Origin of the sequence: Caballeronia calidae (genome assembly GCF_900044055.2) — a bacterium.
GTDB classification, from domain to species: Bacteria; Pseudomonadota; Gammaproteobacteria; order Burkholderiales; family Burkholderiaceae; genus Caballeronia; species Caballeronia calidae.
Window position 1 is genome coordinate 50234 of record NZ_FCOX02000045.1, and the last position, 15198, is coordinate 65431.

At 66.5% G+C, this 15198-nt stretch carries 13 protein-coding genes; 1 reads left to right on the top strand and 12 read right to left on the bottom strand.

Features of this window, described 5'->3' with window-relative positions:
- Nucleotides 1-48: 48 nt before the first annotated feature.
- The 8 genes from AWB78_RS30270 to AWB78_RS30305 form a co-directional block, all read right to left on the bottom strand.
- Nucleotides 49-1167 (bottom strand): diguanylate cyclase domain-containing protein, encoded by a 1119-nt coding sequence (locus AWB78_RS30270; protein ID WP_269768958.1) that lies wholly within the window; start codon nt 1165-1167, stop codon nt 49-51.
- Nucleotides 1168-1211: 44 nt separating this feature from the next.
- A complete protein-coding gene (locus tag AWB78_RS30275) occupies nt 1212-2210 on the bottom strand; it encodes a chemotaxis response regulator protein-glutamate methylesterase (protein WP_062610257.1) in 999 nt (332 codons plus the stop codon).
- Nucleotides 2207-4480 carry a hybrid sensor histidine kinase/response regulator gene (locus tag AWB78_RS30280; protein ID WP_062610259.1) on the bottom strand — a complete coding sequence of 758 codons (2274 nt, stop codon included), beginning with the start codon at nt 4478-4480 and terminating at the stop codon, nt 2207-2209. Before AWB78_RS30280 ends, AWB78_RS30275 begins: the two co-directional genes overlap by 4 nt.
- Nucleotides 4477-5226, bottom strand: a complete 750-nt coding sequence (locus AWB78_RS30285) for a chemotaxis protein CheW (RefSeq protein WP_062610261.1) — start codon at nt 5224-5226, stop codon at nt 4477-4479. The genes AWB78_RS30280 and AWB78_RS30285 overlap by 4 nt, the downstream gene beginning before the upstream one ends.
- Nucleotides 5223-6533: a CheR family methyltransferase gene (locus AWB78_RS30290; protein ID WP_062610263.1), complete on the bottom strand. Its 1311-nt coding sequence runs from the start codon at nt 6531-6533 to the stop codon at nt 5223-5225. The genes AWB78_RS30285 and AWB78_RS30290 overlap by 4 nt, the downstream gene beginning before the upstream one ends.
- The gene (locus tag AWB78_RS30295) at nt 6530-7000 is read right to left on the bottom strand and encodes a chemotaxis protein CheW (RefSeq protein ID WP_062610266.1); all 471 of its coding nucleotides are present in this window, start codon (nt 6998-7000) and stop codon (nt 6530-6532) included. The genes AWB78_RS30290 and AWB78_RS30295 overlap by 4 nt, the downstream gene beginning before the upstream one ends.
- Before the next feature lie 11 nt (nt 7001-7011).
- Nucleotides 7012-8637, bottom strand: coding sequence for a methyl-accepting chemotaxis protein (locus tag AWB78_RS30300; RefSeq protein ID WP_062610268.1), 1626 nt, complete (start codon nt 8635-8637; stop codon nt 7012-7014).
- Nucleotides 8638-8766: 129 nt separating this feature from the next.
- Nucleotides 8767-9933 carry an MBL fold metallo-hydrolase gene (locus tag AWB78_RS30305; RefSeq protein ID WP_062610293.1) on the bottom strand — a complete coding sequence of 389 codons (1167 nt, stop codon included), beginning with the start codon at nt 9931-9933 and terminating at the stop codon, nt 8767-8769.
- 286 nt (nt 9934-10219) lie between these two features.
- Here AWB78_RS30305 and AWB78_RS30310 point away from each other — a divergent pair, with 286 nt between their 5' ends.
- Complete coding sequence (locus AWB78_RS30310; RefSeq protein WP_062610294.1) at nt 10220-10552, top strand: hypothetical protein; 333 nt, start codon at nt 10220-10222, stop codon at nt 10550-10552.
- A 10-nt stretch (nt 10553-10562) separates the two neighbouring features.
- Here the strand turns inward: AWB78_RS30310 and xylB are convergent, their stop codons facing one another.
- From xylB to AWB78_RS30330, 4 genes are all read right to left on the bottom strand, one after another.
- The gene (xylB, locus tag AWB78_RS30315; RefSeq protein ID WP_062610269.1) at nt 10563-11330 is read right to left on the bottom strand and encodes a D-xylose 1-dehydrogenase; all 768 of its coding nucleotides are present in this window, start codon (nt 11328-11330) and stop codon (nt 10563-10565) included.
- Nucleotides 11331-11340: 10 nt separating this feature from the next.
- Complete coding sequence (locus tag AWB78_RS30320) at nt 11341-13125, bottom strand: IlvD/Edd family dehydratase (protein ID WP_062610272.1); 1785 nt, start codon at nt 13123-13125, stop codon at nt 11341-11343.
- Between the two features lie 117 nt (nt 13126-13242).
- On the bottom strand, nt 13243-14283 hold the full coding sequence (locus AWB78_RS30325) for a LacI family DNA-binding transcriptional regulator (RefSeq protein WP_062610274.1): 1041 nt from the start codon (nt 14281-14283) through the stop codon (nt 13243-13245).
- Nucleotides 14284-14313: 30 nt separating this feature from the next.
- A complete protein-coding gene (locus tag AWB78_RS30330) occupies nt 14314-14958 on the bottom strand; it encodes an SEN1982 family lipoprotein (RefSeq protein ID WP_062610276.1) in 645 nt (214 codons plus the stop codon).
- Between the last annotated feature and the right edge of the window lie 240 nt (nt 14959-15198).

Here is a 15198-nt window from a genome sequence, read left to right on the forward strand (position 1 = left end):
CTTCGCCGAAGGCTGCGCGTTTTCGCATGCTTGATCGCCTGAAACGGATTACGTAATGATCACGCGATTCTTCCCGTCCCGCTTCGCGCGATAAAGCGCGAGATCCGCCGCTTCCACGAGCTGCTTCGACGTATCTTCGCGCATCGCCGTCTGCATCGCGCCGCCGATGCTGATCGTGACGCGCCCGTTCGCCGAACCGGTGTGCGGCACGTTGAGCGCCTCCACCGCGATGCGGATTTTCTCGCCGAGCAGCCGCAAGCCCGGCGCCGACGACGACATCAGCACCACCGCAAATTCCTCGCCGCCGAAGCGCGCGGCCAGATCGGTGGGACTGCCGAGGCTCGTCTCGATCGTATGCGCGACGAGCTTCAGCACGTCATCGCCGGCAACGTGGCCATACGTGTCGTTGTACGACTTGAAGTTGTCGACATCGATCATCAGGAAACCGATGGCCGTATGCTCGCGCGACGCGCGGCGCCATTCGGCATCCAGATAATCATCGAGACGGCGGCGGTTGGACAGACCCGTCAGGCCGTCCGAGTGCGTCAAACGCTGCAATTCCAGGTTCGTTTCGAGCAGTTTCTGCTGCGACTGACGCAGCGCGCGATACGCCTCGTCGCGCTGCAGCAGGTTTTGATACGAACGCGAGTGATAGCGCACGCGCGCGACGAGCTCGATCGTGTCGGGCAGCTTCACGAGGTAATCGTTCGCGCCCGCCGCGAAGGCCGCGCTCTTGATGCGCGGCTCTTCCTTCGTCGAAAGCACGATGATCGGGATATCGCGCGTCGCGGGATGCTCGCGGTACTGACGCACGAGCGTCAGGCCATCGACGCCGGGCATCACGAGATCCTGCAGGATCACCGTCGGCCGCGTTTCCTGCGCGGTGCGCAACGCCTCTTCGGGATTCGCGCAGTAATGCAGATCGACGTTCGTCTCTTCCGCGAGCGCGCGGCGCAGCGCCTCCGCGATGATCGCCTGATCGTCCACGAGCAGCACCATCACCGGCAGCTCGGCCGCGGGCGGCGCGTTCAACGCGGCCGCGAGCAGATCGGACACGGCGCGCTCGTCCGCCATCGCGCGCGTGCCCGCGCGCTCGATGCTCGCCGCCGCTGCTGCCGCCGCCCGTTTCGCACGCTCGGCCAACGGGTCGGGATGAGGAAGTTTCATGGACGTGTCCTGGTTCGGTGTCTTGTTGGTTGATGCGGTGCCATTCAATCGAATGCGGAAGCGAGTGCTTGCGCGATGCGCGGCAGCGGCAGGATCGACACCGCTGCATCGAGCGCGGCCGCGGCTTTCGGCATGCCGTAGACGGCGCTCGTCGCCTCGTCCTGCGCGATCGTGTGATAGCCCTTCGCGCGCATCGCCTTGAGACCGATGGCGCCGTCGCGGCCCATGCCCGTCAGCAGCACGCCGACCGCACGGCCCGTCCAGCGCTCGGTCACGCTCTGAAAGAACACGTCGACGGAGGGCCGGTAAGGCAATTGCTTCGGATGCGCGGTATAGCCGAGGCGCGTCGCATCGGCGAAATGGAGATGATCGTTGGTCGCGGCGAGCAGCACTTCGCCGGGCACGGGCTTGTCGCCCTCGCGCGCGACGCGCACGGGCAACGCCGATTGCGCGTCGAGCCATTGCGCCATGCCTTCGGCGAACGCGCGATCGACGTGCTGCACGATGACCGTCGCCGCCGCGAAGTTCTTCGGCAGCGCGCCGAGCAGCGTCGCGAGCGCGGCCGGCCCGCCCGCCGATGCGCCGATCGCGACGAGCCGCGCGCCGCTCTTCGGCACGCCGATCGCGCTCGCGGACGCAGCGCCGGACGACGCGAGCCGCGCACCGATCTGATCGATCTTCGCGATCAACGCCGCCGCGCCGCGACGCGCATCGGCGCCGGCGAGCGCGGGCGTATCGACGGCATCGAGCGCGCCCGCGCCCATCGCTTCGTACACGCGCCACGCGTTCGCGCCGACATCGACCGTCACGACGAGAATCGCGCACGGCGAGCGCGCCATAATGGTCCGCGACGCCTGCACGCCGTCCACGTTCGGCATCACGAGATCCATCAGCACGACATCGGGCGTGTGCGCCGCGCAATAGTCGATGGCCTGCTGGCCGTCCTGCGCGACCCACGCGATCTCGAAGTCGGCCCGCGCCGCGAGCGCGCGCCGCAGCGCTTCCACGGCCAGCGGGACATCGTTCACGATGCCGATCTTCATGACTTCGCCTCGCCGATCAGGTCGCGCACCGCGTCGATCAGCGCCTGATCGTGGAAGCTGCCTTTCGCGAGGTAATAATCCGCGCCCGCATCGAGGCCGCGCTGACGGTCTTCCGCGCGATCCTTGTACGACACGATCATCACCGGCAGGCCGGACAGTTGCGCATCGCGCTTGATGAGCGTGACGAGCTCGATGCCGTCCAGTCGCGGCATGTCGATATCCGTAATGACGATGTCGAAGTCTGCGCCGCGCACCGCGTTCCAGCCGTCCATGCCATCGACCGCGACCGTCACGTCATAACCGCGCGACGCGAGCAGCTTGCGTTCGAGCTCGCGCACGGTAAGCGAATCGTCCACGACGAGCACGCGCTTCGCGCTCGCCGCGCTCGCACGCGCCGCCCCGGCGCCGACGCGCCCGAGCTCGCCGCTGCCGACGAGCTTTTCCACCGAGCGCAGCCAGTCGTCGAGATCGGCGATGAGCAGCGGATCGCCGTTTTCCATCAGCGCGCCCGCCGCGATGTTGCGGACCTTGCCGAGACGCTTGTCGAGCGGCTGCACGACGAGCATGCGCTCGCCGAGAAAGCGATCCACGACGACGCCGTAACTCGCCGCGCCCTGTCCGATCACGACGACGTTGAGCGCATCGCTCGCGGCTTCGAACGCGGCCGTTTCCAGAATCTGATGCGCGGTGACAAGCCCGACGCGCTTTCCGTCGAAGGAGAAATGCTGCTGGCCTTCGAGCGTATCGATGGCGCTCGCGGGCAGCACCAAAGTACGCGCGACGTGCCCGAGCGGCAGGCCGTAAGGCTCGCCCGCCACTTCGACGATCAGGCTGCGGATCACCGACAGCGTGAGCGGCAATTGCAGCGTGAAGCGCGTGCCCGCGTGCGCTTCCTGCGTCGCGCGCACGCTGCCGCGCACTTGCCGCACGACGTCCTGCACGGCATCGAGACCGACGCCGCGGCCCGATACGTCCGTGACGGAATCGCGCATCGTGAAGCCCGGCAGGAACAGGAATTCGAGCAGCTCGGCTTCGGTGAGACGCGCGGCGGTGTCTTCGCTCGCGAGGTTCTTGCGCACGACCGCGCGGCGCAGCGCATCGAGATCGACACCCGCGCCGTCATCGGACACGCTGATGAAAAGCGAGCCCGCGCTGTGACGCGCTTCGAGCGTGATCGTGCCGGTTTCGGGCTTGCCGAGCGCGCGGCGCAACGCGGGCGGCTCGATGCCGTGATCGACCGCATTGCGCAGCAGATGGCCGAGCGGCGCGTCGAGCAGGTCGAGAATGTCGCGGTCCACTTGCGTCGTTTCGCCCGCGATGACGAGACGCACATCGCGGCCGAGCCCGCGCGCGACATCGCGCACCATGCGCGCGAAGCCGCCGGTCGCATCGACGAAAGGACGCATGCGGCACGCGAGCGCTTCGTCGTAGATCTGCTGCGCGAGATGCGTCGAGCGGCGGTCGAAGTTCTCCAGTTCCGCGAGCCGCTCGCTCAGTTGACGATGCGCTTCGGCGGTCAGGCGCCGCACTTCGTCGAGCGCGGCGTGCGCGCGGGCGTCGAGCGGCGCGGCGTTCGTTTCGGTCAGCGTTTCGTGCAGACGTTCGAGCGCGCGGCTCGCGTCGTGCTGAATGCGCTTCACGCGCAGCATCGATTGCGAAAACGGCTTCAGCCAGCGCGATTCGACGAGCGATTCGCCCGAATGACTCAGCAGACGGTCGAGCGTGTCGGCGCGCATGCGCAATATGCGGGCGTCGTTCGTGCGCGAAGGCGTCTGGACCGGCTCGGGCGTTTCTTCGGGCGGTCTCGCCAGCGTGAGTTCCTGCGACAGATCGGGCGTGTCGTCGCGCGGCGCGATCTCGCGCACATCGACGCCTTGCAGCCGCGCATCGAGCCCGGCGACCAAGGCATCCACATCGCGTTCGAGCGCCGTTTGCGCGTCGCTATCGCGCGCCTCGCCGATCCGCACGATCAGATCGACGCCGCGAAACAGTATGTCGATATAACCCGCATCGAGCACGATGCGCCCTTCCTGCGCCGCGACGAAGCAATCCTCCATTACATGCGCGAGCGTCACGCCGACCGGCACGCCGACCACGCGCGCCGCGCCCTTCAGCGAATGCGCGGCGCGCATGCTCGCTTCGAGCGTGACGGGATCGCGCGGCGCGCGTTCGAGCGCGATGAGGCCATCGGAAAGAATCTGCGCCTGCCCGCGCGCTTCTTCCTGGAAGAGGTCGAGCAGCGACGAGCGGCCCGGATCGATGCTCGTCATGTCAGGCTCCGGTTCAGGCTGTCGATGAGGCGATCGGCGTCCAGCAGACCGACGGTCGCGTCCTTGAAAGCGGCGACGGCATGCGCGTGCGATGCAAGGCGCTGCGCGAGCGTCGCGGGCACGGGCTGAAGCTGCGCGCGCGAGAAGCGATGCACGCCGTCGACGGCATCGACGGGAAAGGCGACGGGGCCTTCGTGATCGCCGTTGCCGTGATGCTCGCGGCCGTCCGCGCGCTGAATGACGAGCAGACGCCCGAGCTCGCGCGCATCGACGGCCTGATTGCCGGACACCGCTTTCAACACGCCCTCTTCGATGCCGAAGAGCCGCGCGAGCGACGCGCACACGATCAGCCTGCCGCGCACGTTCACGATGCCGAGCACCGCGCGGTTCCTTCGATGCGGCAGCGAATGCACCGGGCGCAGCTGCGCCACCTGCGCGCAAACCGCCGTCGGCAGGCCGAGCCATTCGCCGCCGATGCGAAACACGAGGCACGAGAGCGTATCGGTTTCGTCGTCGTTGCGCGCGACATGCGACGACGCCGCGCCCGCATGCTCGATCGACGTGCGCGCCTCCACGCGATCGAGCACGCGCGACGCGGCTTCATCGTGCGCCGGGCAATTGCGGCAATGCACGTAACGTTCGAGTTTCGGGCACGACGCATCGCCGCGCACGCCGATGCGGTTCCAGCAGTCGTCGATGTCGGCGACACCGGTCGTGTCGAATGTTGCGGGTGTGCGTGCGTTCATCGCGTGCTCCCCGTGACGCGGCCGGCGCGCGCGAGCAGAAGGCGCGCACCGCTTTCGTCGCCATCGAGCGAAAGGCATGCGGCGAGGTGCGTGAGCGCCTCGCGATGCGCGGGATCGAGATAGAGCGCGCGACGATAATGGCCGCGCGATGCCTGATGCTCGCCGCGCGCATCGGCGATGACGCCGAGCAGATAGTACGCATCCGCGTTCGACGGATGCGCGTCGAGAAACGCGCGCGCGGCGCTCGCGGCGGCGTCGAGCCTGCCGGCATCGGCGAGTTCGCGCGCTTGCGCGAGATCGGCCGCTGGTGCGGGCTCGACGCGCTCTTCTTCGCGCGGCTTCGCAAGCGGCACGGAACGAACGGCGAGCGGCGCGCTGGCCCACGCGGGCAGCACGAACGCGCGCTTCATCGGCGGCAGCGGCTTCGCGACCGGCGGAACCGGCCATGCGCCGCTGAACACATTCGCACTCTCGCGCTCGGGCCGGTTGAATGCGAACGCGAGCGGAATGTTCGCGGAGCTCATGCCCTCGCGCATCAGGAGACCGGTCTCCGCCGGGCCGACGAACAGCGTGCCGCCTTGCGCGAGCAATCCGTCGAGCACGCGCAGGACGGCGCACTGCGTGTCGCGATCGAAATAGATCAGCACGTTGCGGCACAGGATGAAATCGAAGCGCTCGAATGCGTGGGCGTCCAGTTGCAGCAGATTCGCCTGCGTGAAGCGCACGCATTGCGCGACGGCGGGATCGAGCTGCCAGCCGCCATCGGCCGCGCGGAAATGCCGGTCGCGAAAAGCGAGCGCGCGTCCGCGAAACGCGTTGCGTCCGTAATGCGCGCGACGGGCGATGGCGAGCGCGCGCTCGCTCACGTCGATCGCATCGATGGAAAAGCGTTCGGCGGGAATGCCCGCCTCGATCAGCGCCATCGCGATCGTATAGGCTTCCTCGCCGGTCGAGCACGGCGCGCTCAGCACGCGCAAGGGCTTCGCGGGCCGCTCGTGCAGACGCACGCGCGCAAGACGCGCGAGCGCGGCGAACGCTTCCGGATCGCGAAAGAACCAGGTCTCCGGCACGACCACCGCTTCGATCAGCTCCTGCATGCGCGCGGGGTCGTGCGTGACCGCGCGGTAATAGTCGTCGAGCGTGCCGCCGTGCCGATCGCGCCACAGGTTGTAACGCTCGCGCACCGCGCGCGACACCGAGTTCGCGCCGATCGATTCGGCATCGAGCCCGATCGTGCGATGCAAGAGCTCGATGAAGCGGCCGATGCCGAACGGCTCATCGGCGAAGACGCTCGGCAGCGCGCTCATGCTTCGCTCCCGGCGAACAGCAGCGCCTGCACGTCTTCCGGCAACAGATGCTCGATGCGCACCCATTGCAGCAGCCCCGCAGCGTCGCGCGTGAGCGGGCCGAGATAGCGCGCGTGCGGCGTGTCGATGCCCGCATCGCTGAACGAGGCGGCATCGAAGGTGACGGTGCGCGTCGCCTGTTCGAGCAAAAGGCCCAAACGATGATGCGTCGTCACGCCGTCTTCGGCACGGCGCGGATAGGCGACGAGCGCGAGCCGCGTCGACAATCTTTCCTGCGACGGACGCGCCAGCGCGAGCGCCGCGATATCGATCACGGGCACGCTCGCGCTTTCATGGTCGAGCACGCCCGCGACCCATGCGGGCGCGCCCGGCAGCGCCTTCAGCGGCGCGAGCGGCAGCATGCGCTCGACCTGCGCGCTGTCGAGCAGATAGCGGTCGGACCCGAGCGTGAACTGGACGAAGAGCATCGCGGCGCGCCTTAAGCAGCCACCTTGAAGCGCGACACGCCGGTGCGCAGACCGTTCGCGACATGCGTGAGATCGTCGATCGCCTGCGTCGACTGGCGCAGCGATTCGGCCGTCTGCTGCGCGGCCTCCGAGAGTTGCGACAACGCCTGCGAAATCTGGTCGGCGCCGGTGGCCTGCGTCTGCATGCCTTCGTTGATCATCGAGACGCGCGGCGCGAGCGTCTGCACCTGATGGATGATCTGCGAAAGCTGGCCGCCGACCTGCTGCACGTCGAGCATGCCGCGGCGCACTTCCTCGGAGAACTTGTCCATGCCCATCACGCCCGCGGCGACGGCCGACTGGATCTCCTTCACCATCTGCTCGATGTCGAACGTGGCGACGGCGGTCTGATCCGCGAGACGGCGAATCTCGGTCGCCACGACCGCGAAGCCGCGCCCGTACTCGCCGGCCTTTTCCGCTTCGATCGCCGCGTTCAGCGAAAGCAGATTGGTTTGATCCGCGACTTTCGTGATGGTCGCGACAACCTGATTGATGTTGCCCGCCTTCTCGTTCAGGATCGCAAGCTTGCCGTTCACCGAACCCGCCGCCTCCATCACGAGGCGCATGGTTTCCTCCATGCGCGTGAGGCCCGCCTGCCCCGTGCCCGCAAGCGCCGCCGATTGCTCCGCCACGCCCGAGACTTCGTTCATCGTGCGCACGAGATCGCGTGCGGTCGCGAAAATTTCGCGCGACGTCGCGCCGATTTCCGTCGTCGTCGCGGCGGTTTCGCTCGCGGTGGCCTGCTGCTCGCGCGCGGTCGCGGCGATCTCCGACACCGATGTCGTCACCTGCACCGCCGACTTCTGCGCCTGGCTGACGAGGCCCGTGAGCTCGTCCGTCATGCGGTTGAAGCCCGCTTCGAGCGTGCCGAATTCGTCGCGGCGCGCGAGCGCGAGCCGCTGCGTGAGATCGCCCGTGCGCATCTTGTCGACGACATCGACCATGCGCAGCATCGGCACGGTCAGCGCCTTCATCAGCATGAAGCCGAGCACCGACGCCGCCGCGATCGCAACGAGCATGATGACGATGAGCGTCGCTTCCGACTTCTGCACCGAACCGCGAATGCTTTCCACCGATTTCGCGTTGAAGGCTGCGTTGTGCTCGACGAGCGCGCGCGTCGCGGTCTGCCCCGCGTCCCATACGGGCGTGAGGCGCGTGTTGAAGGTCGCGACGGCGGCGTCCTTCGACGTCGCGAGCTCGCGCAGCGCCTGATCCTGGACCGGCACGTAGAGATCGCGCTGACGCTTGAAATCGTTGAAGAGACGGCGATCGTCGTCTTCGAAGATGGTGGGCACGTAGGTGTCCATCAGCTTGTCGAGCGCCGCGCGCGTTTCGCTGAGCCGCTGCGTGTCGCGGCGCGTCTGCTCCGCGTCGTTGTCGATGAAGACGAGGCGTTGCGTGATCGTGTAGTTCTCGAACCACGCCGCGCGCAGATCGTTGGAGAGCGCGAAGCCGACCATCGAATCGTCTTCGAGGTTCTTGGCTTCCCGGTCGATTCCGCCGAGCAGCGTGTACGACAGCGCGGCCATGACCAGCATCAGGGTCAGGATGATGCCGAAGCTCGCCAGAATGCGATGCCGGATGGACAGTTGCTTCACGCGATGAGCCTTATCAGTGATTGAAGACGATTGCCGCACGGTGCGCGCAATCGCGAGCCCGCCCCGGTGGCGAGGCGTCTCGATTGCAGAATGAATGCTTGCGCGCGAAAGCCGCGCTGCCAGACCGTGTTAACGGCGGATTGTGCTCGCGCTTGAATCCGGCATGTCGAGCCGAATCATTTCACCGTGTTTCAGCACGGTGAACGCGTCCGCGGGCAGGCCGGCGTTGCGCACGGCATCGGCGAGACGGCGCGGCGGCTCGTCGAGGGGTTCGTCGGTCAGTTCGAACGTGCCCCAGTGGATGCCGACGGCCTTTTTCGCGCGCACGTCCTGAAAGACGCGCACCGCTTCCTCGGGATCGACATGCTGCGCGCGCATGAACCAGCGCGGGTCGTAGGCGCCGATCGGAATCAGCGCGAGATCGAAGCCGCCGAAGCGCGCGCCGATATCGCGGAAATCCGCCGAGTAGCCCGTGTCGCCCGCGAACCAGAACGAGTACGGATGCGCCGCGCCCGCCGGCGTCTTCACGACCCAGCCGCCCCACAGCGTTTCCGAGCGATCGAAAGGCGTGCGCGCGGACCAGTGCTGGCTCGGCACGAACCAGATATCGAGTCCTGCGGCGTGGGTCTCGTCGCTCCAGTCGAGCTCTTCCACGTTCGTCACGCCGATGTCGTTCATCCACTGCCGGATGCCGAGCGGCACGAGAAAGCGCGGCGGGCCGCCCGCCTGCCGGTTGAGGGCGTCGACGCTCGGCTTGTCGAGATGGTCGTAGTGATTGTGCGAGATCAGCACGATATCGATATGCGGCAACTCGTCGAGCGTGAGGCCGGGCGGCGTCTTGCGCTTCGGCCCCGCGAACGAAAGCGGCGACGCGCGCTCGGAGAACATCGGGTCGGTGAGGATGTTCACGCCGTCGATCTGCACCAGCGCGGTCGCGTGACCGATCCATGTGAGCGTATCGGCGGAGCGGTTCGCCTTGAGCCACGCGATGTCGGGATGCGCCATCGGAAATCGATAGCCGTTCGCGGGCGGCTTCGGCAAGCCCTGCGTGAAACGTTCCCAACGCCATTTCAGGAAGGATTGGCGCGTCAGAGGACCAGCGCTGTTTTCATAGCCGGAATCGGTGCGCTTCGCGTGATGCAGCGCCCGAGACTGCTGCGATTCCGGCGCAGGCGCAGGTTCGTCGCCGCGTGCGGGCGTGCCCGCAGCACAGCCCGCGAGCAGCGCGGCGGCGCATAGTGCGACGTGGGCATGTCGCGCGATTGCATCGACCGAGAAAGAGGATAAAAGGCGCATGTTTGATGGATTGTTTGCCACGCGCGGCAATCGATTGTACGAAATGCATGCGGAGGCATCTTCGCACGCGCCTTGCACCGATGACGACGGCGCGCGCTGCGCCGCGTCACGCAAGGCGACACGAGGGAATGTGCACGCTGAAGCAATTGTCGGCCCGCTTCTTGCGTAACCCGCCCCCGGCGCCGAAGCAAGGCGCTTTCGAATAACCAATCGCGGCGCGCGCTTCTTTTCAATGCGGATTTCGCATTCGGGCGCGCAGCACGCAGGAGTCAGCGACGGGGGCATCATGGGCGGCACGCAAAGAAGAAACACACTGAGCACGTTCAATCCGCAATTGCACACGATGCACGCGATGCTGGTATCGCGCGCCGCATCGCACGTGGCGAGCGCATTTCGGCCGGAAGGCCGCGACGACGCGCTCGCGGAAGGCATCGCCGAGGTCATCGCCCATTGCGGGCATGCGAGTCTCGGTCTCTTCCTCGCGGCGGTCTGGCATTGGCTCGATGAACGCGACTATGACGAAGCCGCGGATGCCGTGCAGCACTACATCGAAAGCGGCACGATGCCGACGATCAAGCCGGCGCCGACGGTCACACGTCGCCGCGATGCGCGCATCTGACGCACGGACGTCACGTGCCGAACCATCCGGCATCGACGTAGTAATCGCGCGCGGTGCAGCGTGCCGCATCGTCGGACGCGAGGAACAGCACCATGCGCGCGACGTGCTCCGGGTCGATCCGCTCGTGCAGGCATTGTTGCGCGATGAGCTGCGCCTCGCTCTCGGCCGACTGCCACAGCTTCATCTGACGCGGCGTGCGCACGGCGCCCGGAATCACCGTGTTCACGCGGATGCCGTGCGCGCCGAGCTCGCGCGCGAGTCCGCGCGTGAGCCCTTCGATCGCGGCCTTCGCGGTCATGTAGAGCGTGAGATCGGGCAGCGCGAGATGCCATGAGATCGAGCCCATGTTCACGATCGCGCCTTGCCCGTTCGCGCGCATGTGCCGCGCCGCGGCCTGTGCGCAGAAGAACTGATGCCGCAGGTTCACGGCCATGCGCTCGTCCCAGTACGCGGGGCTCACGTTGTCCCACTGATGACGGTCGTCGCTCGCGGCGTTGTTGACGAGCACGTCGATGGAACCCGCTTCGTTCGCGATGTCGTCGAAAGCCTTCTCGATGGCGGCCGCATCGCGCAAATCGCAATGCAGGAACTTCGGCGCATGCTTCTCACCCGCGAGCGATTGCGCGAGTTGCCGCGAATCGGCATCCGCGACATCGATGAAAAAGACGCGCGCGCCCTGCTTCGCGAAGGCCTCGACGATCGCCGCGCCGATGCCGCTGCCGCCACCCGTCACGACGACGCGCTTGTGGGCGAGACTCGGATAGATGGCGTAGGACATGGCCGCTCGCTCAATGTGAATGACGCGGATTGCCGCGCTCTTCGATCACCTTCAGATACAGCGTCGCGGGTTCGAGGCATCCGCCCGTCGAAAGCTGTCCCACCGTCTGACGATACAGCTCCTGCCACGGCGTCTGCGCGACCGGCACGGCGAACGCGGATTGCGCGCGGCGGCTTTCGAGCTCGGCTTCGTCGAGCATCACATTGACGCTGCGCGCGTTCAGATCGACGCGAATCCTGTCGTTCGTGCGCAAGAGCGCGAGACCGCCGCCGACAGCCGCTTCCGGCGACATGTTGAGGATCGACGGGCTCGCGGACGTGCCGCTTTGCCGTCCATCGCCCATGCAGGGCAGCGAATCGATGCCGCTCTTGATCAGCTCGGCGGGCGGCGCCATGTTCACCACTTCCGCGCTGCCCGGATAGCCCACCGTGCCGCAGCCGCGAATCACGAGAATGCAATGCTCGTCGATCTCGAGCGCGGGGTCGTTGATGCGCGCGTGATAATCCTCGGGACCGTCGAACACGATCGCGCGCGCTTCGAACGTGTTTTCCGCGCCGGGCTCGCTGAGATACGTCTTTCTGAACGCATCGCCGACGACCGACATCTTCATGATCGCGCTGTCGAAGAAATTGCCCGACAGGACCATGAAGCCCGCGCCGTGCTTCAGCGGATCGTCGGTCGTGCGGATCACTTCGTTGTCGGCGGCGGGCGCATCGCTCGCGATGTCCCCGATCGTGCGGCCCGATACGGTCAGACAATCGCCTCTGATGAGCCCCGCCTTGTCGAGTTGCCTGACGACCGCGGGCACCCCGCCCGAGCGATGGAAGCTCTCGCCGAGATACTCACCCGCGGGCATGCAGTTCACGATGAGCGGAATCTGTTCGCCGTAACGCTGCCAGTCCTCGAGACTCAGTTCGATGCCCATGTGCCGCGCGATGGCGATCAGATGCGGCGGGCAGTTGGTCGACGCGCCGAGCGCGGACGCCACGACGATCGCGTTGATGAACGCATCGCGCGTCATGATCTTCGACGGCTTCAACTCTTCGCGCACCATGTCGACGATGCGCTTGCCGGTCGCATACGCCATCTGTCCGCGCTCGCGATACGCGGCGGGAATGCTCGCGCACGTCGGCAGCGACATGCCGAGCGCTTCGGCGATGCTGTTCATCGAGAGCGCGGTGCCCATCGTGTTGCAATGGCCGATGGACGGCGACGATGCCGTCGTCAGCCGCATGAAGCCTTCGTAATCGATCTCGCCCGCCGCGAGCAGATTGCGCGCGTGCCAGATCACCGTGCCCGAGCCGACGCGCTTGCCTTCGTGCCAGCCGTCGAGCATCGGCCCGCCCGAGAGGACGATCGCGGGCATATCGACGGTGGCCGCCGCCATCAGGCACGCAGGCGTGGTCTTGTCGCAACCGGTGGTGAGCACGACGCCATCGAGCGGAAAGCCGTGCAGGATTTCGACGAGGCCGAGATACGCGAGATTGCGATCGAGCGCGGCGGTCGGACGGCGGCTCTGCTCCGCGAGCGGATGCACGGGAAACTCCATCGGGATGCCGCCTGCATCGCGGATGCCCGCCTTCGTGCGCGCGGCGAGCTCGATGTGATGACGATTGCACGGCGCGAGATCGCTGCCCGTCTGCGCAATGCCGATGATCGGGCGGCCCGACTGCAGTTCCTCGCGCGTGAGGCCGTAGTTCATGAAACGCTCGACGTATAGCGCGGTCATGTCGGCGTGCGAGGGATCGTCGAACCACTCCTGGCTGCGCAGTCGCTTGCGATTTTGTTGGGGCATGGGATGTCTCTCCGTGATGCACGATCGTTCGGCGCGGTCGCCGACGTCGCTGTCTGTGGTTCCGTTACCGGTAACATTTCGGGCAATATTAGCACGCATTCGCCGCTGTGCTCCGGCTCAGGCGCTTTCGCGCGGCACCACGGAATAGGCGACTCGCACGCGTTTGGCCGCCTTCGTGACGACGCCCTGCTCGCGCGCCTCCAATGCCGCGAGCAAGGTCGCGCCGGTGCGCAAGCCGATGCCGTATGCGTCGACGGAAACCGTCGTGATCGATGGCGTGCAGCACGCGGCCACCTCGAAATTGCCGAAGCCCGCGACGGCGATATCGTCCGGCACGGTGAGGCCGCGCCGGTGACATTCCATTATCGCGCCGAACGCGGACATGTCGCTCACGCACATCACGGCTTGCGTGTCGGGCCAGGTTTCGAGCAGCGCGGCCATGGCCGGGCCGCCGTGACTCATCGTGATCGGAGAATCGCCCAGACGGATGATGCGTTCATCGTCGAGACCGAGCGCCTTCAGTTGCGCGCGGAAGCCCTTTAGGCGATCCAGGCCGCGACGGTCCAGCTCGCTCGCCCCGCCGATGAAGCCGATGCGTTCGTAGCCTTTGTCCGCGAGATATCGGACCATCTCCTTCGCCGCGCTGACGTTGGAGAAACCGACGGCGGCATCGATCGGATCGGAAGGCGAGTCCCACATCTCCACCACGGGCACGCCGGAGCGGCGCAGCAAGGTGCGCGTGGCTTCCGTATGACGTGAACCCGTCAGCGCGATGCAGCGCGGCTGATGGCGCAGCATCGAGCGCACGAGCCGTTCCTCGCGATCGAGATGATAGTCCGTATCGCCGATCAGCAATTGCAGGCCGTGCGGCTCCAGCGAAGCGGAAAGACCGCGCACGGTGTCGGAAAAGTTGGAGCTCGCGAGCGACGGCACCAGCACCGCGACGAACTCCGAGCGGCCGGACGACAGCGCGCCCGCGGCGGCATCGGCGACATAGCCGAGTTCGTCGATCGCTTTCTGTACGCGCTCGCGCGTCGACTGCGCGACGCTGTGGCCGGCGAGCACGCGCGATACGGTCATCTTCGACACGCCGGCGAGGCGCGCGACATCGGACATGCGCGGCGGGCCGGCGGAAGGATCGAAGGCGGATGTCGGCATGCGTCGATGTTCGGCGTGCGGTAGGTGGCGTCAGTCGACCCGCACCCAGCCGTCTTCGCGCTGCTCCAGAATGACGTGAAGCTTCGTCTCGCCCGCTTCGCGGTCGGTCGCGGTCACTTCGGGAAAGGCGCGCTTGATGTCGCGGTCGTCGGCCCATGGGGCCACGTTTTCGAGCTTGTACGTGTAGGTGACGTCAGAGCGGTGCGCGGTGGGATCGGGCTCGGTCCAGGACACGACCTTATCCAGCTTGACGTGGGCGTAGCACAGCATCCAGGCACGCGGATCGTTCGTCGCGTTGGGATCGCCCGCGGGCCGTGCGGTTTCAACCGCATATTTCTGTCCTTCGCCCGTCAGGCTGTACGCGATGCCGTTCTGCTTTGCATTGGCATTCGCCGGTGTCGGCGCTGCGCGGGCGATGAGACCGCTCTTCTCGAGTGCGGCGAGCTGTTCGCGCAGGGGCGCGGCCGAGTATTCGTTGAGATCCCGGGTGCTATAGACCGATGGGAATGAATACGGGCCGCGTCCGCTGCGATTCAGGCACAGCAGGCCGCGGTTGGTTTTCATATCGGCGGAGATCGCGTCGCCCAGATGGGACTCGCTTGCATCGTTCTTCTTGCCACAGGCTGCGACAAGCAACGCGGCGCTGACGGCGGCAATCAACAGGCTCGTTCTCATATGCGCTCCGGGAAGGGTCGGCATGATGGGTACAACCTTTCGATGCCATTCTACCGACAGAAATCGCACATTCGGAGAAGGAGCAGTGTCTGTGTATGCACTCTCGCTCGGAGACTGCGTGCCCCAACGCAAAAACCCCACCTTTTCGGGGTGGGGTTTTTGATTTCAGCATGAGGAGCCTGACGATTACCTACTTTCACACGGGTGATCCGCACTATCATCGGCGTGGAGTCGTTTCAC